Here is a 22,393-nt window from a genome sequence, read left to right on the forward strand (position 1 = left end):
TAAAAAAGGTATAACAACCGGAAGTTATGTGTGATTCATACTACAACACGGAAAGATGGGTTGGAATGACCAGTAGAACAGTGCCTTTGCACAGATTCAGGGGTACTGCTCCCCAGAAGCGGCTATCGATGGAGTTGACGTTGCTACCCAGCAGCCACACATACCCAGCCGGAATTTTTTGGGGAGTCGGGGCCAGTTGGGCGCGAATTTTGCTGAGTGGTACTGGCAGTCTGTACTCGTTCCAGAGCTTTTCTGAATAAGGCGGCGGTGTCTGGCCTTCGGTGGCTGCTACTCGCTTGATGTAGAAGGTGACCTGCGCGTCGTTGACACGGCTCGCCAGGGATCTATGGACCGCTGCAGTCCGCTCTCGTAGAGGAGAGCGATTGTCCACTAATACCAGCTCCCCTTTCTGTGGTCGGCACCAGCGGCAGACCAGCAGGTGATCGCCAGGTTTCATTATTGGGCTCATCGACGCGCCTCTGACCATCGGGGCCAGGTAGAGGGGCGCTGCGTCGAACCAGTTGAGAGCAGCCACGATAGCAGGGATTGTCAGAGACAGTAAGGCTATTCGAGGCTGCGTGTAGAACCGCAGTTGCCGACAGATGTGCTGCCTGACCAGGTTCAAGAATTGGGGCATCGCATCCTCAGATCCTCGATGACGACCTGACCGCTCTCCACTCCGAAGGCGACGACGCCCATTGCAACTTTTGAGGAGCGAGGTTTCTGGACGGTGAACCAGTAGACCGGCTTGCCAGGCCAGAGAGGGGATCCCAGATGCACTTGAGCCGTCTTGCTGACCGGTAGACCGCTCATGACCTGGCGATTCTTGCCCATGAGCACCTGCAATTGGGTGGAGTAGAAGATCTTGGGTGCTTCTCGATCGCGCTGTTCGCGGGCAAGCACCGTGTACAGGTTCTGGAGTGTCTTGGCAGCAAGCCGATTCTGGCCTGAGAAGGCTGGTAGTTCGTGCAACTGAAGCAGTCCCTCCTCACGGATGCGCAACTGGTTGTCCCGCCGGCACTTGAGTTTGGCTCCTGGCAGCTCAGCCTTTGCTCCCCTCAGCAACCCCTTGGGAGTACTTACCTGCCAGCGGTCCAGCAACCATTGTCTACCGCTGCGCTCCCAGACTGCTTTCAGCACCGTGGTCGTATCACTGCCGTCGCCCATCTCGACCTCGACTCCGATCCGATCGGGACGACCGCTGGAGAGTTTCTGGCTGATTGGCTGCACGCCCCGCTCCGGCACCCACAGTGATCGCAGGCCGAGGGCGTACTCGTTGACCAACTCGTCTGCAAAGCGAGGAGTCAGCGTCTGCGTCTCCACGGCACCACCAGCATCGAGAGCGCTGACCATATCTGCCGTCCGCTCCGCGAGGCTCTCGCCAGTGGTCAGCGGTCGCCGCGTTGCCGATGCACTTCTGGGCGCGCCCGTGAGGGCAACCCAGAGACCTGCACCGACGACGAAGGCCAATCCGCTCCAGCGCAGGTAGGAGAGCAACCGTTCCTGCTGTGCTCCCTCAACTACTGCAGCGTCACTTTCGCTGATGCGCTCGAAATCGGCATCAGAAGCATTTTCCGTTCCAGGATCTGATGGTTCAGGCTGCGGCATCTCAGCGCTGCCGCTGTCTGCAGGAATCTCGCCGGTTGGTTCATCCTGCTGACTGGGCTCCTCTTCGTACATCCAGTTGGTCTGCCGGAGCGCCTGCTGGCTCCAGACCAGTTCCCCTTGCCTGCCGAATGCCACCGGTTCCCGACTGACCAGCTCCCGCTCCTCCGCAGTCGAGAGACAGTTGAAGATTGTCGCTTTCGCCATCGCCACGAACGAAGCGGTGAGCGCGTCGCCCAGCTGCACCAGAACTTCTTCCAGATGGCTCAGATTGCAGACGATAACGCCTGTTGAGCGCTCTCCGGCATGACAGTTCACGCGCAGACCAGAAGCACCGCTCAGCTCACTTAGATCTGCTGAATTGGGAAAGACCAGAATGCCGTGGACAAAGACCTCCTGCTCCGGCTGCAGGGTGGAGGCGATCGATTCTTTCAGGCCGTTGACCTGCTCCAGCACCTGCTCACACGGATTGCCCTCGCTCTGAGAGGCTATCTGCAGGCCGTTGATACCGCCGGTTATCCGTCCAGTGGCGTTCTTACATTCGATAGTCGCTACCCCGGTTTCGAGCAGGGCGATGAGATCGCACTCGCGAGTTGCCCTACCGACCCGCGCACCACAGACGAGCATTCCCTTGATCCCGCGCTTCTGGAGAGCGGATGTGAGTTTTTCTCGCACGAGTGCTTCAAACGGCTCGTCCGGCGGTCCACTCTCGATCAGCTCCAGCCCGGTAATCAATCCCACCTTCAGAACCTCCAACCGGTGGGAGTCTGGGTGAGTCTGTTGGGCTGATGGTATTCCGGTTCAGGCTGGGCCTCGATTTCTTGCAACACCAGCCCTGGCACGGTCGGCTGCTGAGGCGAAATTTGATCGCCAGGCCCATCCGGCTGCTGAGAGTCACGTGGTCCCACAGCTTCCACACTGCTCTGCTCAAAGTAGTGCTGATAAAGCACATCCCGTATCTCGTCGGAGCGCGAACCTTTGGGACTGCCGAGCAACCGTTCGTACAGCTTCCTCTGCCTGACATCGTTCAGGCTGAATCGAATGCGGATCTCCTCAAAAGCCATGCTGCTCTCCTCAGGCAACTGACAGTGCGGATCGTTCTTGCAACCAGTGATAGAGTCCCCGCACGTTGGCCATGCGAGGCTCAGGACAAACCATCAGCAAGCCTCTGGGTTCCGGTTCGGTCGCCATCTCGATTACCCTTTCGGTCGCCATCCCAAACTTTCTGCTGAAGTGCTCGGCAAAGGCAGGCAGCACGGTCGTGGCACCGCCGCCGGTCAGCACCACCCGCCCTAGCGTCACCCCCTTCCAGGTCGTGGGCACCAGGTTGAAAATCTTCTCGCCGTAGGTGCGCATCGTCATCTGCAAGATGCGCTGCAGGTCGATCACCTCGTTCATCCGCCGGATCTCGCCCGCCCCCGACATATACAGCCGCTCGATCATCAGGTCGCCTGGAAAATCGCCGGTCATCCTTGCCACCTCCTGGCCGAGGAGTCCGTAGAACATCCGCATCCCCTCGTCCCGGTGGACGGAGCGCTCGGCAACGAACTCGTCATTCTCTACCAGACACAAACCCACCGTAGAGTGCCCGACATCGACGATGCCCACCGTTTCATGCGCCCCCAACAGCCCGAGGCTCCTCAGGTGGAGGTACGTGCAGTAGCCCTCCGGCAGCACCCGGTTCGGATCGAGTTCTACCCTGACCCTGTAACTGCTCTTGCCCAGGGCGAAGGCATGCTCGCCAGAAAGCAACTGAGCCAGTGCGTCGCGGTGCGTCGCCCACATCTGCACCGGCAGTGAGCTGCCGAGGGTGACGTGCAACTGGTCGTAGCTCAGGCACTCGCAGATTTTGCCGAGGGCCGCCATCGCCAGCAGCTTTACATCCTGGCTAACCTTGCCACCGCCCCAGCAGGCTCGCGCAAATTCAGAAGCACGGGCGTCACTTCCAACGATCCGGCACTCGCTGCTCATCGTGACTTGCAAGAAAGGCTTCTGCCCGAACCCCGGCTCGCGGGGCGGAGCCACAGCCGAGTCAATCAAGCCCACCAGCTTCTGACCGTGTAGCTGGCTGCAGTACTTGAAAGCTCCCATACCGACATCCAGGGCAATCCTCAAGTGCATGGTCGGCACTCCGCTAAGATCAGTCTTGAGGGAAGTTTAACAGAAAATGCAAGTCATGCAATAATTTTTGCGACTTCGTTCCGTCAACCTGTGGCCAGGCAAGGTACCGACGCCGCCTCACACAAAATGCATTCTTTCGGGTTATTGATTTCCAAAAAATAGCTGCTAAAATTTGGAAAACTTGAATCCATTGGAGCTGAGCAATGGATCTAGCCACGCCATTTCCAGTCTCTGAACGGGACATCTTGCAGAATATGCCGTTCTACCAGAGAACCAAAGCATCTCTTTTTCTCGTCTACAAGAGTGCCTTTGCCATCGAGCCGCTTACGCTCAAATTTGAATGCGATCCCAGGTGGGTCACTGTGCGTCTGGAAGATGACTGGCAGGAAGATGAGGACATTGATCATTTGGCGATGATCAGAGAGTTGCTTACCTGGGTCGAAAGATTGTTACCGGGATCAACTTACATTCTGTGCCAGATCGAGCTGAGTTGGGGATTAGCAATAGAGCAGGCGCAAAAGGTAGAAGAAAAGCGACCTGTCAAACAGTACAGCTGCTACGTCGAGGCCAGACTGCTGACTCTAAATCCATCCGTGCAACTTGCATCAGCTTAACAACACATTGCTGTTCCAGAACTGCAGACAACTTTGGGAGATGCAGAAAAGGTTGAACCTGGTACTTGCTCCTACTTTCAGGAAGGCTATTGCTGAGCTTCTAGCTGCCTCACCCATTCCGGTTTGACCGATGCAGGCGGCTGATAACTATCGTCGATGCGCTGCTCGCGGGCATTGATAAACGTCCGGCACTGCAAGCCGTGCAGCCACAGAGCGTGCAGATGCTCTCGGGCCTGCTCTTCGAGAATAAACACGTAGCAGATACTGTCGATGGGCTTGTCTGAATCATTGAGGCCGTAGTAGACAGCAGCCCGCTGTTCAAGCATCTCGCGTTCAGAAACAGGTCGGTCGGCGATCACAATGCGCAACTGTCTCTCATCAGTCAAATAAAGACCTCTTAGCAGTTCTTCGTTTTCAAAGTAGAAATCTTTAAGCTGTCGGTCACCCATGTCAAATTTTTTAAGAAACTGGTGTCCGGGTTTAGCTTGTTCAAGGGCAGTTGCATCGTCAGCTCCTAGATCATGAAACTGGACAAGAGAAGTGTCATGAGGACCACGTAGCAATCGCCAGGGACCATAGTTGAGACAGCGACGAGAAGTCAGTCGCTCGTGTCCATCTCCCTTGAATGCACAACCCCAGCCCCAGTCCCAATGTGGCCATCCAAAATCAGGTGCAACATATCGAATGTCCCAATCAAACCAAGATTTATGGATGCTGCTGAATGATGCAGTACTCCACGTAAGAGGAGCAAGTAGTCTGAGGACGTCTTCTGAACTACACTTCCTATCAAACAAACTCAATCTAACGACACTATTGCGATCATATAAGACATAACCTTGTTCTGCCCAGGTTGCACGAAAATCCTTTTCACAAGTCTCTGCCCAATACACAATTTGACTTTGTGTAATCTCTCGCCTCTCACTATCTACCTTTAAAGATGACGGTGGCTCACCAGCAAAAAGTTCTTTCTGTATCTGCTCCAAAAGGAGAGGTAGATCGATACCTATCAAGCTAATGTCCATGTCGGCAGTATGCATAGCATGATTTCTCCTACTTATTTCAAACCGAGGCGATTACGGATGCCATCTGGCAAGACAAGCTCTCCATCTTTAGACCGTTTTAATGAACGCGCATCAATCATCATTCGTTTCCCTTGAGCATCGAACACCTCGAAAGAGAGGTTATTTCTATATTTAGTGAGTTGATCTACAATCCAGTCCTCATTTTTTGCGACGCCTCTGGGATCTGTGAGGGTGTAGACAACTTGATCCACTTTCTGCATCCTTCCATCAGCGCCCCTCGCCTCAACTCCGTTGCGTTCTGCTTTCGCAACCTTCATCATATCCTCGAACTGCTCCTTATCTCTTTCTTGAAGCTTGCCTTTCGTACTTTTTATCTCATGTAATGCTGGCTTTTCTTTGCCGCCGATATTCACACTATCTACCCGGTCGATAAACCTGTCTTTCTTTATCTGCTCACTTGCAGGCCGATTTTTGTTCCACTCTGCAGCACTTACTTTCTGATGCTGCCTCGACTCTGGCCTGTTGCTGCTACCTGCACGCCTCTGCGCGTACATCCGCTCATACCAGTCTTCGACCAGATTCCCCTTGTCTGAACTGTTCAACTCGTCTGTCAGCCGACGCATCTCTCGATAGGCTGCTTCCTCGTGCGGCACTCCCGGATAGCGCTTCGCCAGACTCGCCTCGTCCGTCATCGACTTCAGCACCTGCGGCTCGAAGCGTTCTTCCAGGGCGTTGCGCACATCCTTTTGCTTGACGCCTCTGTACGGCACTGCCCCCGACTCCATCAGCTTGAGCATCTGCTTTTCCGGGTCTTTGATGCCGATTTTCTTGAGCATCTCCAGGTATGGACCCAGGGCTCGTCCTTGTTCTTGCAGCTCCTCTAAAACTGCTTTTGGGTTCGCATCAGTTGCAAACGGCTTGTCGTCTTTGGTGTCTTTGGTTTTGCGAGTGCTCTCGTGTTTTTTCCAGTTGCGTTCACCCCGACTTTTGTTTTCGAGATATTCGCCGCCCTCGTACTTTTTGAGAAACTCGTCTTTGGTGAGGGTGCCGTCGTAATCTCCCTGTCTTTGCAGCTGTTGCCAGGCCGCTTCACCTTGCTGCCGCCACTGGGAGCGTTGCTGGGTGTTGATAGGAGAGCCATCTTCATCGCCCTCGGCTTCGCTTTCGTTTTTCTCGCGTCGCCGCTGGGTAGTAATCTGATAGCTTCCTAGCTTGTATTCAGGGGAACTGCTGGCTTTCTAGCCGCTTCACCCACTCGGGCTTGATTGGCACCGGATGGTACTCCGTGTCCAGCCGCACTTCCTGACCGCGAATTATCGCCCAGCACTCCAGCTCCCGCAGCCACAACTCGTGCAGGTATTGACGAGCTTCTTCTTCGACTACAAAAATATAGGCCACACTCTCAAGCGGCTTCTGTTCGCCAAAGGCTTGATAGGCAATCGCTGCTTTTGCTTCGAGCATCTCGCGCTGAGAAATCTCGCGGCCATTGATGATGATTTTGAGTTTGCGTTCTTCTTTGGAGTACAAGCCTTTGAGGTCGTGCTCAAACTCCATCTCTTCGCGGATGAAGCCACCGCTGTCGGGAGAGGCCATGCGCTGATGACCTGGTTCTGCTTGTAGGCGGGCTATGCGTGAGTCTACTTCGAGGTCGTGGAAGAAGACAAGCGAGAGGTCGTCTGGTCCATAGAGGACAAACCAGGGACCGAAGTCGAGCCATCGGCGAGAGACGAGGCAGCTATGGCCATTGCCTTTGAAAGCACAACCCCAACCGAGGCTGCCCAGATGCCTGTCAAAGCTACGAGCTAGATAATAGTCCTCGGCACTCTCAGTATCAGACCACTCAAGATGAATATCGCCTATATTGGCGATCGTAAAGGGCATAGCCTGAAAGAACTGTTGAACCGAGGAGATGCCTCCTTCAACGTCTTTGATACGAGGCTCAATCGTTTTTTTATCAATGCCTATAAAAAGACGGGTGGCATTGTAATCTTTATCTCCTGCCCAAGTGATACTTATGTCTCTCTGGGCGAGTTTGAGACACTTGATAGCCCAATCAGGTGATACTTTTGTTTCCTTATAATCTACTTCAAGCTCTATCGGAAGTTTCTGCTGGAACACGGGCAGATTGAGTATATGCTGGGCAGTCTTGAAGAGGTCGTCGCTTGTGAGATTGACATCAAGATCGAACTTCTCAATCATTTTTCTAGCCTCCTCCATTAATCCAGGCTTGTAGATCTGCGTTACTCATCTTTTTAAGAACCTTGTCATTGAGAACTATCTTCTGCCCTTTCTTGTTGAAGATCTCGAAAGAGAGTTTTTTGCTATAACGGTCTGTCATATTTCTTATCCAGCCAATGTTGTCATCCACGCATTCAGGATCGGTAAATGAGTAGCGCATGTGCTCGACATTCTTATCTCCTACCCTGGCTCCACCCTCCTTATTCACTAACCTCATATAGTCCTCGAATTGTCCTTTATCTTCCTCAGGTAACTTTCCAGATATGTTCTTGATCTCTTGCAATGCTATTTGTTTCTTTCCTTCTACTTCTATTGTAGTGATTCTATCTATCTGGCGTGTCCCTTGCAAACCAAACTTCTCCTTGTCCAGTTTGACCTGACTGAGATCCCCCTCCTTACCATACATTCGCTCATAATACGCCTCCGTCAGATTCCCCTTGTCTTTCGAGTTCAATTCCTGAAAATTCGGGTTGTTGTCGATGTTCTTCGTCAGCTTCATCAACTCCCGATGCGCTGCCTCCTCGTAAGGCACTCCCGGATACTCTTCAGCTAACTTCTTGCGATCCGTCATCGCGGAGAGAACTTTTGACTGAAACTGCTCCTTCAGCGCATGACGCACCTTATCTTCATCGACACCCTTGAACGGAATTTTGCCGGATTTGAGCATCTGCTCCATCTGTTGTCTCGGATTTTTGATGCCTGCACGCTCCAGCATCTGCAAGTACGGACCCAGCGACTTTTTTGGTTCTGTCAGTGTCGCCATCACACTGGCAGGTGTGGCCTCTTGAGCAAATGGGGGCAACTTCGGCCTCGCTCCTTCGCGGATGCGCCAGCGGCGCGTCTGCAGGTCGAACTGTTTGCCCTGACGGTATTCCTGTAGAAATTCTTCTTTACTTTTGAACTGTCCTTTGTAGGCTCCGAGTTGGTCCCAGGCGGCATTGCCTTCTGCTTCCCAGACGCGGCGCTCGCCAGAAGTCGGTTCGGCATCTTCTTCTGCATCCCGCCGTCTGGCTTCCGGTGGTTCTTTTTGCTTCTGAGCCCTATCGTTCTGGTCGTCCTGGCGACGGTGAGGCTCGCTTTGTGGTTCTCTAGTAGGCAGATTGACTGGTGGCTCACCTGGTTGTGGCAGCGGCTTCTCACCAGTTGGTACGGGCGACTCATCTGCTGGTGCTCTGCGAGCAGGCGGCAGGCTGCCTTCTTCACCCGCCGGATGCCCTTTGTGACCCTTGCCCGCTAACAGCCGGTCAATGAGCAACTGCCCACCGATGCCCAGCGCTTTTGCCAGATGCTGACCTGATTCCTCTAACTGCTCAGGCGTCTTTGCCGTCGCCATCTCTACAGCAAAGTCTTTGAGTTCTTCCAGCAGGGCTTTAGCCTGTTCACCGTACTGTTCGATCGCCCAGGCGGTGAGGGCGGCATCGGCGACAGGACCAAGCGGTGTCAGGTTGACGAGGGCCATCCCGCCGGTGACAGCGGCTCCGATGGCGATGTTGGTCGGGTCGAGCAGTTGGGCTAGAAGTTGCTTTCCTTCTTCGGGCAGGTAGCGGGCGGTGTAGCCGAGCACCGAGCCAAAGCGTTCGACCGGGTTCATCTGCTCGACCGGTTTGCTGGGCTGAGCGTTGGCCGAGGCAGCAGGTGTTGTGGGTGGGGAAGTGTTGGGATGTGGGGAAGCAGAGGGAGAGGGATTGGGGCCGCCGATGGAGCGGGCTTCTGGCCCCATCGCCAGGTAGACAGTCTCGGAATCCTGACGGGTTTCCAACGTCTGTGCAGATTCGTTTCTGGCTGGTTGCTCGTCCGGGTTGTCTTCAGGCTTTTTGGCGTCGTCCGGCCCGTCATAATCCTGGGGGTCAACCAGATTCTGCTGTGTCCCATCGGGATCTTCCACTTCAGCAGGCTCTTGTTCTTGATCTGCTTCAGCCTCTGGGTTTGCTAGTTCTTGCTGTCCATCTGGATCTTGCAGCTCAGGCGGCTCTTGTTCTTGCTCTTCGAGGTCCAATTCTAATTCTTGTAAATTGTTTACCTGTGCTTCTTGTTCCTCGTCTGGCGAATCTTCGTCCAGGACAGCGTTTTCGTCTTGCTTCCCAGCGTCTGCCTCGGTATCTACTTCCTCAAAAATGTCCGTCAGCCATTGCGCGCCCTCTGAACCTGCGCTTTCAGCCGTATCAGCCGGGGCAGCCTCTTGCGGTGACCACTGCGTGGGCTGCCAGGCGCTCCAGTCCACCAGCGAAGTCGTTGTATCCGACTGCCCTGCTACGAGTGAAAAAGGAGCAGCAGCCCACCAGGAGCTGTCTTCAAGAGTGCCGGTTCCCACTTCCCTACCAGACTTCTCTGGAGCATTCTCAGGCGGATTGAGTGGGGGATGGTTCCCAGCAAGGATGCCCTGCCAGTCGGCCACGCTTGCCGACGGCTCAAAAGCAGGTGGGGAGCTCGTCTCAGCCAGCAACACCTCGTCTGAAATGAGCAGGGCTGCTACAGATGCTTCTTGCTGCCTTTGGGCATCATCCTTGCTCTCGGGATTATCCTGGTTGTCCTGGATCTCCTGCGCACCGCTGACTTCAGCAACCGAAGTTTCTTCCGTAAAACCCGCTCCCTCCGGCCATGACTGCTCTGCTCCAGGCCAGGCAAAAGCAGAAAAATAGCCGATGTCTGTTTCGGTGCGGCTGTCAAAAAATTGTCCTTTTCCATGCAGATCACCAGAGCCGTTCAGTTCCAGAACTGGTCCCAAAAGCGGCAGGTGCTCTTCCTGGGTGCCTGCGTTGGTAGCTTGTTCTTCAGCCTTGAAGGAAGATGGTTGCACCTGCAACTTGCCCGTTTGCTCTTCTCCCTCTGTTGCCTGTTGCCAGAGAGGAGGAGCGTCCTCTTCTCCACCCCCATCCGCAGGGATACTGTTGCTGTTGGCGAAGAGGGTTGCTGACCATTCCTGCTCGGAAGGCCATGTCAACGGCTCGGAGTCAGACAATGCGCCGTCATCAGCCAGATCCATTGAGCTGAACAGATTCTCCGCCTCGGCGTCGATGCCTGTGTTCTGGTCTGGCTCCCAGCCTGCATCGAGTGAGAGCAGTTGCTCTTCGCCTGTGGGGTTCTGCTCGCCGTCGATGCCTGAATCGTCCGCTTCTAGATCCCGCAACTCAGCGATGAAGTCCGGCTCACCATCGCCGTCCGTGTCGGCACCCGGCGCGAACAGTTCGGCGAGAGAGCCATCCACGTCCTCTACAGCACTATCGAAATCAAAAGCCTCGCCTGCGCCATCGTCGTCCATATAGAACGAGTCGTCAGCAGCTTCTCCATCACCATCGGTGCCTGCATCGCCGATGTCCAGGTCGAACGGCGCATCGTCGCTATCCGTGTTGTCCGCAGCTACCCCGAAAGGGTCAGTACAAGGATTGTCTTCACCGTCTGCGATGTCGAACGGGTCGAACAGGGCGGGGACAGAACCCTCTCCATAGTCGCCAGTCTGCTCAGGGTCAGGTGGCAGATAACCGTAGGCAGCTCCGATATCAAAAAGCTGTGAACCGCCCGCAGAAGCAGGATCGAGCCCTTCTGCGGACTGGTTATCGGTTTCGGTAGACGGGGGAGAGCTGGCTTGCTCACTGTGCGACGGGAAGACGTAATCCCAGTCCTCGGGCACGGGAACGGCAGCAGACGCCATGAGATGAGGGAGTCAGAAACGAAGGGTTTCATCTACAAAGATATACGTAAGCTGGCCAGCTGATTCACTGGATAGATCTGTTTTCCCAAATTTGCGGGAGAAAAGCGGCGGCAACCAGTTACTTGATTTTTCCAAAGCGCAGGTCTAAAGCGGTGCTGCGCAACTCCCCGATCAGCGCCTCGAAAGCCAGCGGAATGCCTGTTCTGTTCAGAACAGGCAACTTCCCCATGCACAGATCGTGGTGGCACTTGAGACGGGACTCGGGGTCATCGGATTTGACGGTCATCATCTCGTGCAGGGTGAAAGCTGCGCCGTGGGCCATTAGTGCCCAGGCTTCCATCTCGCCGATGCGCTGGCCGCCGCCCGCTTTTCTACCGGCCACCGGTTGGCCGGTCACCAGATCGTAGGCTCCTTCGCTGCGGGCGTGCTCTTTTTTGGCGACCATATGCTCGGCGGCGAGGATGTACTGGCTACCGACGCAGACCGGTCGGTCGTAGGTCTCGCCGGTTCGACCGTCACGCAACCACACACGTCCACCAGGCAGAATCCAGGGAGCAACTTGCCTAGCCTTTTCCAGTTCCCGGTACAGCAAATCTTCGGACCTGTCGTCGTACACCTCGTCGAACTGCGAGACCGTGTAGGAACGGCCCAGCACACGGGCGCACAGGCCCAGTTGCGTCTCATAGACCTGACCAAGGTTCATGCGGGAAGGCACACCTAGCGGGTTGAGGAGGATATCGAGGGGCGTTCCGTCGGGTAGCAGCGGCATGTCTTCTTCGGGGGCGATGAGAGTGATGATGCCCTTGTTACCGTTGCGACCGGAGAGCTTGTCGCCGACTTCTAACTGCGTGCGGTGCGCCACGGTGATGATCGCCCTGGCGATGATGTCCGGTGGCAGATCTTCGGTGACTATCCGCACATCGATGACTGTGCCTTCCTCGCCCATACCGGCAACAGCGTGGCGTTCGCGGTAACGACCGCCGAAGTAGCCCAGCATCTCGGCCAGTACTTCCTCGCCGCTCAGCTCGCTTCTGGTCTTGCGGGGGCTGAGCCTGCCCGCGATGATTCGCCCGTTGCTGATTTTGGAGCCGATGAAGGGCAGGCCCGTTCTGGGATTGAGATGGGCGTTGGTGGCGTCGGCGGGGGCATCGACCAGCAGGCTGGCCGCGAAGCGTTCGTCCCCCAGTTCGGTGCGCCGCAGATCGACCTCGTGGGTTTTCATCATGACCGCTGAGAGCAGGCCCTCGCGCACAACCCGCTCGCTGATCACGATTCCATCCTCGAAGTTGTAGCCTTCGTAGCTCAGATAGCCCACCCACAGGTTGGCTCCCAGGCTGAGGATGCCGCCGCAACTCGCGTACCCGTCCGCCAGCAGCTCTCCCGCTTCGACGTACTGTCCAACCTCGACCACCGGGCGCTGGTGGATCTGCACTTTGGCGCTCGTGCGCATATTGCCGGGCCGGAACTTGATCAGCTCCAGCCGCTGCCCGCTTACCTGAATCTGCCGGGCACAAACCCGCTCGACTTTTCCATCGACGGGCGAGTAGAGGTTGAAGCCCGACTCCCGCGCAACCGGCTCCTCGCCGCCGCTCAGCACCAGAGGCACCTGAACCCGCCAGGGAGCAACTGCCTGACCCATATGCCCGGCACTCATCACCGCCCGCGCTGCGTCCGTGTGCTCCAGAAACGGTGTACACACCAAAGAAGCTGAGAATCCAGCGGTCGGTGTCGGCCATGCCCACCGCGCCCCCGTGCCTGCTCGCAACTGGCCAGCAGACAGCTCGACCCCTGGTTGTATGCAGGTGAGATGCTCCTCGTCGCTCCAGATAATCGCTCGCTCACCCGTCTGCTGATCGATCACCGCTGTACCCAGACGGCCCTCCTCGTCCACAGCGACGTAGCGGGCAAGGTGGTAGCGAAGTCCGACACTCTGGCCCTCGCCAGCATCGATCGGGCAGAGGCGACCGAAGTGCGACGGATGTACGTTGCGGGCCTGATCCGGAACCCGCTCTTTTTTCAGGCCACCCTTGCCCAGCAGCGTCACGCGCCGTCGATGCGCCAGAGCCGCCAGGGGGTTGGTCTGATCGACCGCCTGGGAGGTGGGGCTGGTTTTGAGAAACACTGCCACCACCCTGCCGATGTCCAGCTGGATCACTGGCTTTACCGGCATACACAGGCTCCGCCACTTGCGGGCGAATATCTCGAGATAGCGATGCACCTCCCGCCCGATCTGGCGGCCTACCGGGTAGAGGATCTTGTGGGCAAGGCCGTCCGTCTCGTCGGGTGGCGGAGTATCGCGCACCCAGGCTGACCAGGCGCGCCAGAGGAGTTCGAGATCCGGCCACCTCATCCATAGCCCCTGGGTGAGCGGTAAGCTCCGGGTGGCGAAGGGTGCAAGTCTGCTATTCACCCGCTGCCTGCCGTAAGTTCCCAGATACATCGAAGCGAGTTGCTTCTCGACGCCGCTGTCCTCGCAGTCGAGCCATTCTCGCCACTGCCGGGTACTGACGGTGATGTGCGCCCCGAGCCGGACAGTGGTCTTCTCGCCTACTGCCTCGATCTTCAGATGCGCTCCCCGTTCTCCCAGTAGCTGCAGCAAGTGTCGGATCCTGCCGTCCGTCTGGCTCGATTCCCAGTAGAGGCCAGGGGCGCGCAGCAGCTGGTGGATCACCACCCGCTCGACGCCATCCAGCCAGAAGGTCTGTTCCGGTCCCAGCATCGGCAGGTCTCCGCAGTGCAACCAGCTGGAGATACCGTTCAAGATGCACTCTGCCTCCAGCCTGCAGCGCCAGGATTGTTCTGTGCGCCTGATTTCACTCCAACCGGGTGTCCTGGCCCAGCGCAAATTTCCGGAAAATTCCAGCTGCCACCGACCGCACTCGGTCTTGAGCACCCCCAGCTGCACCAGTAGCGCCGGTAGCTGTCGATTGCAGAATGCTATCCAGGAACGCGAATGGACGCCCAGGAGCGGCCAGCTTCCCGGTGGGCCAAGGCGCTCTTCGATCGCAATGCTCTGCTGCCAGTTGCTGCTCGTTCGAGCCGCCGCTTCCCGACCCCGGTCAGTGGCCCTTGCGTCTGGCTGGAAGATCGCTGCTTCGCCGTCTGGCTGATGAAATGGCTGTTCCACCGCTTGCCCTCTCGCGTGCCCGCAATCGTAGACCCATAGCGAGCAACATGCAAGCCTTGCATGAGTGCAAATTATTGCGAGGTCATGGTCAGCCTGCCGACGTACACCATGCACTCCGACGCAGGACCAATCTGTGACCTGACCACAAATTCGTCGCCACTGGAAGCATAAATCTGCTGAAACGGCAGTTTTATGGCTCAAGTTGCAACACGCTTCTTTTTTTCCTGCAGCAGGGTCAGCAGCTTTAGGGGAAAGTGAAGCGTGCTACCACCGCCTCGTGATCGCTGGCCTGATTGACAAACTCCGAATCGACGTGAACGATGTCGATTTCCGCTTTAGTTGACAGGTAGGGAGAGACCAGAATGTGGTCGATTGCCTGGCTGTTGCCCTCGTAGATGTAGGTGTAACGGTCGTTGGCGGCCACTTTTTCGATCAGGTTGGTGAGGGTGGTGCCTTTGAGGGTAAGCAGCGGCTGGGAAAACTCGAAGTCGTTGAGATCCCCGAGCACAACGATGCTCGCTTGGCTATCCAGGGCAAGGATGCTGCTGACGAAGGAGTTGATCACGGTAGCCTGGCTGACTCGCTGGGGCTGGGAGTTGAGCACCGGCGGTTGGGCCGCACCGAACAAAGCCGTGTCGCCACCTTTGGAGTTGAGGTGATTGGCAATGACAAATAGATGCTGGCCGTTGAAGAGGAATTCACCGGCGAGCGGTTTGCGGCTGGTGCTGAAGGCTGTGTTGGTCGGATCGATGCGGCCAGGGCTGTAGGTCAACTGGGGACCACCGCTGCCCGTTGCTGCGGTTGTCGCAACGGTGGAGCCGCCGCCGGGCCGGTCGATGAAGCTGATCCGTGCCGGATTGAATAGCAGCACCTGACGAATATTCCCGCCTGGCTGGCCGCCGTCTTGATCGTTGATGGGGTCAATCTGGCGGTACTGGTAGGCGGGACCACCGGCGCTGGTGATGGCACTGGTGAGGGCAGCGAGAGTCTGGCTCGCATCGACGACGCCGTCATCGGTGGGACCGGAGTTGTCCTGGATCTCCTCGATGCTGAGAATATCAGGCGCTTTGAGATTCTTGGCGATGTAGCTGGCCAGAGTTTGGATGCGGCTGCCGGCGGCGGTATTGAAGTTCTCGAGGTTGAAGGCAGCGACGGTCAGCTGCTTGGTGCTTCCTACCAGAGCAGTGCTCTCCTGGGTCAGGCCGCCCACAGTGACCGAAGGAAGTGCTGCCGTATTCAAGATCTTGAAATTGCCACTGCTGTAATCGACGATGCCGACGATGCTCGCGTTAAAGCGGTCTGCGACGTTCAGCTTGGGGGGATTGGAGACAAGGGAGGGAGAAAGAATCAGCCGCTCAGGGTTGAAATCCGTTGCTCCAATCGCAATACCGCCGCGCAGGGTGCGTCCGCTGGCATTGCTGCCGTTATCGCCAAGCACGGCAATCTCGCCGCTGCTGTTGGTCGGGCCGACCACCACGGCGTTGTTGATTTGCACCCGCATCCCTTCGAGACTCTCGTAGAAGTCGATGCCATCGCTCGCCGGGTCGAAGACACCGCTAGTGTTGACGTTGCCGGTGGCAGTGGCGTCGTCCTCGATGATCAGGTTCGGGGGAATGCGTCCCCCGCTGCCGATCACCGTGGCGGCGGGTAAGGCATTGCCCGTAGAGAGCGTGGTGATTGTCGGAGTAATGATCTCGGTGGTCGAAAGATTGCCGGAGGTGCTGCCGCCGCTCACATACTCGCTGACGGTGCCGCTTACCTGAAGCGAGCTGCCGACGCTGACGGTGGGAGTACTGCCGGTGTAGACAAAGATGCCCTCGGAGGTGGCTGGGTCGCTGTCGGAAGTGGGATCTTGCAGGTAGAAGCCGTTGGAGCGTAGCGCTGTGACGATACCAGGAATGTTGCTCACAGCCTGATTGTTCTTGGGCGAGAGGTGCGCTGCCCCTTGAATATCGTGGATGCGCGTTGCTGTCCCTGAGCGCAAGGAGGTGATCCAGCTGGTGTTGCTGCCAGCCGGGTTCGGTGCGCCGGGAGTAGCGCTGCTGGAAGCGGCGTCAGCGGTCCAGTTGGTAGCAAGAGTGGCGTCGCCAGTATTACCGCCACTGTAGGCACTGAACTTGGCAGAGTTTGGTGTGGGGGTGCGCGGGAAGCTGTAGAAGGTCGTGCCCTGGGCATCGACCAGTTGAGGAACATCCGTCGAACTGCCGTTGGCAAAGGCTCCCGTGGTACCGCTCCAACCGGCGGTGCGGGTGACAGCAAAGCTGCCGCTGTTATTGAGGGAGGAGACTTCCAGGCGATAGTCACCGCCAGTAGGGTTGTAGCTGAGGTCAGAAACGATCGTGCCATCGACATCGCCCCCGTTATAGACGACGATCAGCGTCCCGGCCCGTAGAGAAGCAAAGCCGCTACCGGCGAGGGTGATGCTGAGCGAGCCGTTGCCGTCGATCAATTTGTGGTTTTGCAGGTTGAGGTTGTCGGTGACGACAAGGATCTCTACCCACTCCTTAGCCCCACTGCTGCCTTGAGAAAATTCGTTGATGATGACATCGCTGCTGGTGGCCGCCCCCACAGCGCGACAAAGAGCAAGTAGCCCAACTCCCGTGCTGAGCAGTCCCAGTTTGAAGTGCCGCTGCCAATGTCGCAAAGCCTGATTCACCGCCGCGCTCGCCATTTCTATCTCCGCCTGTTGCAAACCGCACGGAGCAGCGTAGCGTGTCTGGGAGTACAGAGCATGCATCCTGGAGCACCAGTAGCCTTAACGGGCGAAGCATAAATCTGCCGGGTCACCATCCCCAACTGCACAGGCTAAAAGTCAGCCGATGGAGGATTTTCGGTGGAAGGGCTGAGAGCCTCATGCTGCAGTTCGTTCGCCAGATTGCGCAGCTGGCTCAGGGCCACTTCCAGATTCTGGGTGTCTTTGCGCAGCTGCTTGAGAAATTTTTTGCGCTCTTCGGGGTCTTCAGGTACGACGACGGTACCTTCCTTAAAGTACTCGCGCAGTCGAGGCCGGAACTTGACCACCGCGTAGGTTTTTCGAGCGGCAGTGTTTGCTGGTGCTCTCTTCGGTTGCCCGGCAGCGATCAAAAGCGGTTCGGGGCTGCCTTCTATAACTGCCCGCCGGATCGGTTCAATCAGGCGATCATCGAGGGGGTTGAGGATCTGCATCGGACGACCCAGCTCACCGTTGCGCCGCTGCACCGTTCGCTTCTCCAGCAACTCATAGACATCCAGCCACTTCGTCATGCTCTGGAAAGCAGGATGGACCGCGATCCAGTCCGCCTCCATCCCGGCTTTTCTGCCCACCTGCACGATCACCTCGCCAATGTGGAACCACTGCTGAATCCAGCGGCGACTCGTCTGCGGTCTGAGCCGGATCACCTCGTCCAGAAACTCGTACAGGTCCGCCCCCTCCTTCTCCCAGACCAGGTACAGGCGGATGCACCCGGCGATCAGCAACCGATCGCCCCGGTCCATCACGTCCAGAATTTTTTCGAGCGAATCTTCTGGATCGGGGTGATAGGTAACGTCGCCATCCAGTTTTTCTGATCGGGCGGATAAAAAATTCTGTGTAGAAATTTCATCGCTTTCGGCAACCCGGCCTGCACTTATTTCCACCGGGGACTGGCCCTCCTCCCGCTTCTCCGGGGAAGGGGCTGTGTTACTCTGAGCGCCGCTCGACATACGAAGCCACTTCGTATATGGGTCGTTGATTTTGGGTTCTTCAGGAACCGCAGCTGTCATCTGGCTGTTTTGGCCCAGATCGGTTTGCTGGCGTCTTGCCTGGGCTGATGGACCGAAGGTATTGTTCCAGGCTCCGACGATCTGCATGTAGCCGTTCAGGTTTCTTTCTTGGGCGAGGGCCAGCATCTGCTGCCCGATTACATCGCGGTTCACGTCGGAGCGAAAGCGCTCGAAGATCTCCTGCTTCTCCTGGTAACTCAGCCGCTTCTCGAAGATCAGAGTCTCCAGGCAGGCTGTCAGGCTCAAATAGTTCACTGCCCATCTCCCGATCGCCGCCTCAATCCTAGATAATTCCAAAAAACATCTCCATAGATTTGGAATTTTTGGCGTTTGCCTCTTGACAGGGCCGGATCCGGGTGTAAGTTCTCTTTGAAACCCCACAGTCCCATAATTCTTCTGAAGCGATTCAGCCGGTGCCCCTGTGCCTGTTGAGTCGCTTTATTTTTGTGCCAATTTCTGGCACCGACAATTCGCATGACTGGCTCCCCGATCGCATCTGGGAGTGCGAGCCGGTTGTGCGAGCCGCCATTTCACCTGCTCCCGCCCTCAACCGGCAAAGGAGCCCTGATGATCTATGCGATTGTGCCCCTGCTGCTTGCAGCCTGCGCTATCGGTCACGCCCTCTGGCTGCTGATCAACATGCTGAGGCAGGCGAAGCAGCTTCGCAAGCGGCAGCACGAACTGACCCAGCTTCGTCTCCAGGACGGCGATTTCATCTTTACCTTCGCTCCCTGTGGGCTGGGAAAAGTTTGTGTCCAGGTTCTGGGTCCGGCCATCAACAAACCTCTTGGCCGACCACTACTGGTCGAGCACGCCGAAAAGCTCACCCTCGTCGAGGCAGCCATACGCTTCGCGAGAACTCAGACTTCTCACACTCTTTCTTCGTAGTTCCCAACCTCTACTCACAAGGAGTTCAACATGCTCACCATCTCTCCCTTCAAGTTCACCTTCTCCCTGGTTGCCCTCCTGGCAATTCAGATTCCTTCCATTGCTCAAATTCCTGCTCCCATACAAAGGGACTGGACTCTCATCACTCCACAGACCAGAGCAATCTCTTTTGTTTCTGGTCACCTTATTCGAGTTACTCGCCACGACGGGATTGGCAGGGCTCGACTCATCAAAACCACCTGTCCGGCAGATGTTCGACTTGCTCTGCAAGATGCATCTGCTGACTTTCCGGCTGGGCTTTTCATAACCCCCTGCCGATAGTTCCCGACTGGGAGGCTACCCGGTAGCCTCCCTTTCTCTTCCTTTCCTGAACCTCATACCGCACCTGCCTGAGGAGACTTTCTGCTGCCCTGCTACTCACTGAGGACATGATGCACATGAGCGATACTGACCCTTTTAATCCCAAAGTTCTCGCGATCGAGATTACCGCCGACGGTACGCCGGTCCGTCAACTCGCTGCTGTCCTTGCTGCCTTCAGAGGTGGCAAGACTCTCCGTGGCTGCATACGCTTCGCATACAGATATCGCGAGACCTTCACTGCTCACCTTTGCGGGATCAGATCCTCCAACGGTCACTACAGCGATTTCTGGCAGCTGCGTTACATGGGCTATGACAGCCTCGAAGTCGCCTTCATGGACTATCTGACCGGAAAGATGGGCCTCTAGATTTCTTCGGCAGAAACCTGCATGGCTTCTGCCTGCCAATTGAATCGCATCTGGAAGGGCTGTTGCTGAGTAGCGACGGCTTTTCCTTTTTGTGTCAACACATCTCAGGAGACACATCATGAGTATGGAACTCGCCCTTCAACTCGTTCTGCTCGTCCTCTTCGTCGGCCTGCCTTTCGGGTCGCTGCTTGCCTCTCTGTTTTTACCCGCATCCAATTTCGCTGTTCTCAGTCTGGACAGCCTCGAACGGGAGCGGCTTCTCGCAGACAACCGCGAAGATCACATCCTCAGCCGCTCAACAGCGCTTCCTCAGCAAAAGCCTCCCGTCCCGTTCCTGAACGTCTCCGGCCCAGAAGATCCCAGCGTCATCTACTGGAATCGGTCGGCCCCAGCGATCGGTGCGTGTTGGCCCTTCTTCAGCGACGAGATCTTCTGCGGTCTACTGGACGAAGAAGATTGCCGCCAGCCGACGCCCGTACCCGTTATCAGACGGCTGGCGCTCTGGCTTGAAGCGGCTGTTGGCGAGGTAAGGGTTCTGCTGGCCAGACTCGAGTGCGTCTGGACCTACCGTGCCTGTTGCCTGCACTACCCGGTCACTGCCCGCGTGGCCATCAGGGAGAGCCTGTGCTTCAACCTGCACTGACCGCATTACCCACAGTCAACTTGCCGCTCACCACCCCGCCATGCTCCTTGAGCTGGCGGGATTTATTTTTCTAAGGAGCACGATCATGATGGTTCAGGATTCGCAGAGTCAGCTCAGTGTCCTTGAGACCAGTAGCCAGACCCAACTTCCCCAGGTTCTCTCCCGCCGGATCTCCCTGTTGGTAGACCGCCGCGTCGGTGCCGATGCAGAACCTGTAGCAGCCGTGTCCGCTGCCACACAGTTCAACGAACTGAAGGTCACCTCCATCCACAGGCGAGATCTCGACCTCATTCAGAACCAGCCCATCTTCTTGATCTCGCTGATGATCCACGTCGGAGCGGGTCGGCTGTCGCTGCGCTTCGAGGAACTGGGACTGGCTCAGCCGGTCGTCGATGTCCTGAAAAAAGCCCACGCCAGCGCTCCAAGCATCGTGATATTTCCCGAGCTTCAAGCCCACGCTCGTACCCTGCAATACCGGCGCAAGTGCCTGCAGGAGCGGTTCATGATTCGCTTCGAGCCCTTCTGGGTGGTCCACTCCCGCAACCTGCCGGAGGTCCACGCCGAGATCAAGGCTATGAGTGAGGAGCTGGATGGACTGCGGCAGCAGGTGCTCGATGCCTACGCTGCTGCCTACACGCGCTTTCTTCAGACGGTTGCTGAGCTGGCGAGCAACGCGGGCCTCAATTCAGTGGGTGTTGCTCAGGCTCTCGATGCCTACGCAGATCGCTTTCCCACTTGCGAGAAGGTTGCCCAGGACTTCCGCCTGGAACTGTTCGGTCCCGTCGCTATCCCCTCCCTGGTCGAGCAGGTCCGCGAGAATACCGAACTGGCCGCCGCAGTTGCCCGCCAGGAAGAGATCGACGCCCTGCGGATCCTGCAGCGCAGCTGGCAGCAACAGATTCAACAGAGCCTGGGCGATGCGGTGCGCTCCGCGCGCGACGAAGTCTGCGCCCTGATCGCAGACTCGCTCTCGGATATCGAAGGACACCAATCGGGCGGCCTCATCACCCCCGCTGCCCGTGATCGGCTTCATCGGACCTGTGAGCGCCTGCAGACTCTGGTCAACTTCGACGGCTCTCTCGGCGAATTGGTCAGCGAGGTTTCCCAGGTCCACTCTCTGTTCCTGGCCACCTCGACTGGCCGCTCGGCAACTCTGGCGCAAAAAATTCAGGCTCTGCGCTCCCAGTTGCGCACGGAACTTGCCCAGTTACACACTGCAGGCGACGGCCATCGCGCCCTTGCTGAGTGGGTCGAACTGTAGTTCGGCTGCTGCCTTTTCACCGGCTGGGGATGCCTGCAATCCCCGGCCATTTTTCCATCACTGAGGAGATTACCGATGAGCCACTTCAGTTCAATCAAGACCCGGCTTAACGACGCCGATGCCCTGGTCGCTGCCCTCCGTGAACTCGGCCTCCAACTGGTCGTTCACGCCGAAGCCCAGCCCCTGCAGGGCTACTACGGCGGCTCAGAGGGGCAGAGCGCTGAGATCATCATCCCGGCGGCTGGGCTGGGAACCCAGGCAGACATCGGCTTCGCCCGTCAAGGCGACGGCACGTTTCAGCTGATCTGGGATCTTTATGAAGCCGAAAGAAGGTACCTGCCCAACAGTTCCCTCTCCTTTACTCAATTGCCCGAACGGCTGCCTGCCCTCTATGCCAGGCACCTTGCTATCGCTGTTGCCCATCGCAAAGGCCATACCGTGACCGCCGTCGAGGCCCGCGCTGACGGCGGTTACACCCTCCGCATCCAGCCCCGCACCGTCCAGTCCACCACCGACAAGCGCAGGAGGTAAATCCATGAGCAATCCCAATCAGCCGGAAATTGTCATCGAAATCGCCCCGGACGGCAGCGTCAATCTCGAAGCTCTGAATTTCGAGGGAACTGCCTGCACCGAGACAACTGCTGCCTACGAGCAAGCTCTCGGCAAGGTGGAAGCCCGCCAGTTCAAACCGGAATACCGCCGGACGCACAGGCGGACTAACAACACCCACCGCACCCAGCTCTGAGTCAGCCGCTCACC

General features: G+C 57.1%; 19 protein-coding genes. 8 read left to right on the forward strand and 11 right to left on the reverse strand.

The window, feature by feature from the left end:
• Positions 1-40 precede the first annotated feature (40 nt).
• The 4 genes from lepB to GKIL_RS08365 are packed head-to-tail and all read right to left on the reverse strand — an operon-like array spanning position 41 to position 3,726.
• Entirely contained in the window at positions 41-637 is a 597-nt protein-coding gene (gene lepB / locus GKIL_RS08350) for a signal peptidase I (RefSeq protein ID WP_023173084.1), read from the reverse strand.
• Positions 622-2,346: a nuclease-related domain-containing protein gene (locus GKIL_RS08355; RefSeq protein ID WP_023173086.1), complete on the reverse strand. Its 1,725-nt coding sequence runs from the start codon at positions 2,344-2,346 to the stop codon at positions 622-624. The genes lepB and GKIL_RS08355 overlap by 16 nt, the downstream gene beginning before the upstream one ends.
• Before the next feature lie 2 nt (positions 2,347-2,348).
• A complete protein-coding gene (locus tag GKIL_RS08360; RefSeq protein ID WP_023173087.1) occupies positions 2,349-2,669 on the reverse strand; it encodes a hypothetical protein in 321 nt (106 codons plus the stop codon).
• Positions 2,670-2,679: 10 nt separating this feature from the next.
• Entirely contained in the window at positions 2,680-3,726 is a 1,047-nt protein-coding gene (locus GKIL_RS08365) for a ParM/StbA family protein (protein WP_023173088.1), read from the reverse strand.
• 203 nt (positions 3,727-3,929) lie between these two features.
• On the opposite strand from GKIL_RS08365, the gene GKIL_RS08370 reads away from it, so the two are divergent.
• On the forward strand, positions 3,930-4,340 hold the full coding sequence (locus tag GKIL_RS08370) for a hypothetical protein (protein WP_023173089.1): 411 nt from the start codon (positions 3,930-3,932) through the stop codon (positions 4,338-4,340).
• An 86-nt stretch (positions 4,341-4,426) separates the two neighbouring features.
• Here GKIL_RS08370 and GKIL_RS24690 read toward each other — a convergent pair whose 3' ends face one another.
• Together GKIL_RS24690 and GKIL_RS08380 are read right to left on the reverse strand one after the other, a co-directional pair.
• On the reverse strand, positions 4,427-5,377 hold the full coding sequence (locus tag GKIL_RS24690; RefSeq protein WP_023173090.1) for a hypothetical protein: 951 nt from the start codon (positions 5,375-5,377) through the stop codon (positions 4,427-4,429).
• A gap of 17 nt (positions 5,378-5,394) precedes the next feature.
• Positions 5,395-6,198: a hypothetical protein gene (locus GKIL_RS08380; protein ID WP_023173092.1), complete on the reverse strand. Its 804-nt coding sequence runs from the start codon at positions 6,196-6,198 to the stop codon at positions 5,395-5,397.
• 120 nt (positions 6,199-6,318) lie between these two features.
• On the opposite strand from GKIL_RS08380, the gene GKIL_RS08385 reads away from it, so the two are divergent.
• The gene (locus GKIL_RS08385) at positions 6,319-6,573 is read left to right on the forward strand and encodes a hypothetical protein (RefSeq protein WP_041243826.1); all 255 of its coding nucleotides are present in this window, start codon (positions 6,319-6,321) and stop codon (positions 6,571-6,573) included.
• A 7-nt stretch (positions 6,574-6,580) separates the two neighbouring features.
• Here GKIL_RS08385 and GKIL_RS08390 read toward each other — a convergent pair whose 3' ends face one another.
• From GKIL_RS08390 to GKIL_RS08415, 5 genes are all read right to left on the reverse strand, one after another.
• Positions 6,581-7,561, reverse strand: a complete 981-nt coding sequence (locus GKIL_RS08390; RefSeq protein WP_023173093.1) for a hypothetical protein — start codon at positions 7,559-7,561, stop codon at positions 6,581-6,583.
• Between the two features lie 4 nt (positions 7,562-7,565).
• Complete coding sequence (locus GKIL_RS08395; RefSeq protein ID WP_144080359.1) at positions 7,566-11,228, reverse strand: hypothetical protein; 3,663 nt, start codon at positions 11,226-11,228, stop codon at positions 7,566-7,568.
• A gap of 139 nt (positions 11,229-11,367) precedes the next feature.
• Positions 11,368-14,376 (reverse strand): DNA-directed RNA polymerase subunit beta, encoded by a 3,009-nt coding sequence (locus tag GKIL_RS08400; protein WP_023173095.1) that lies wholly within the window; start codon positions 14,374-14,376, stop codon positions 11,368-11,370.
• Between the two features lie 244 nt (positions 14,377-14,620).
• Positions 14,621-17,032, reverse strand: a complete 2,412-nt coding sequence (locus GKIL_RS08410) for an endonuclease/exonuclease/phosphatase family protein (RefSeq protein WP_187293908.1) — start codon at positions 17,030-17,032, stop codon at positions 14,621-14,623.
• 149 nt (positions 17,033-17,181) lie between these two features.
• On the reverse strand, positions 17,182-18,372 hold the full coding sequence (locus tag GKIL_RS08415; RefSeq protein WP_023173097.1) for a hypothetical protein: 1,191 nt from the start codon (positions 18,370-18,372) through the stop codon (positions 17,182-17,184).
• A 312-nt stretch (positions 18,373-18,684) separates the two neighbouring features.
• Here GKIL_RS08415 and GKIL_RS08420 point away from each other — a divergent pair, with 312 nt between their 5' ends.
• The 6 genes from GKIL_RS08420 (at position 18,685) to GKIL_RS08445 (ending at position 22,379) form a co-directional block, all read left to right on the forward strand.
• Positions 18,685-19,005 carry a hypothetical protein gene (locus GKIL_RS08420; RefSeq protein WP_023173098.1) on the forward strand — a complete coding sequence of 107 codons (321 nt, stop codon included), beginning with the start codon at positions 18,685-18,687 and terminating at the stop codon, positions 19,003-19,005.
• Positions 19,006-19,442: 437 nt separating this feature from the next.
• On the forward strand, positions 19,443-19,730 hold the full coding sequence (locus GKIL_RS08425; protein WP_023173100.1) for a hypothetical protein: 288 nt from the start codon (positions 19,443-19,445) through the stop codon (positions 19,728-19,730).
• A 118-nt stretch (positions 19,731-19,848) separates the two neighbouring features.
• Entirely contained in the window at positions 19,849-20,373 is a 525-nt protein-coding gene (locus GKIL_RS08430) for a hypothetical protein (RefSeq protein WP_023173101.1), read from the forward strand.
• Positions 20,374-20,458: 85 nt separating this feature from the next.
• Positions 20,459-21,634 carry a hypothetical protein gene (locus tag GKIL_RS08435; protein WP_144080360.1) on the forward strand — a complete coding sequence of 392 codons (1,176 nt, stop codon included), beginning with the start codon at positions 20,459-20,461 and terminating at the stop codon, positions 21,632-21,634.
• 75 nt (positions 21,635-21,709) lie between these two features.
• Positions 21,710-22,165, forward strand: a complete 456-nt coding sequence (locus tag GKIL_RS08440; RefSeq protein WP_023173103.1) for a DUF1257 domain-containing protein — start codon at positions 21,710-21,712, stop codon at positions 22,163-22,165.
• Positions 22,166-22,169: 4 nt separating this feature from the next.
• Positions 22,170-22,379: a DUF2997 domain-containing protein gene (locus GKIL_RS08445; RefSeq protein WP_023173104.1), complete on the forward strand. Its 210-nt coding sequence runs from the start codon at positions 22,170-22,172 to the stop codon at positions 22,377-22,379.
• Positions 22,380-22,393 lie beyond the last annotated feature (14 nt).

The sequence above is a fragment of the Gloeobacter kilaueensis JS1 genome (assembly GCF_000484535.1).
GTDB lineage: Bacteria > Cyanobacteriota > Cyanobacteriia > Gloeobacterales > Gloeobacteraceae > Gloeobacter > Gloeobacter kilaueensis.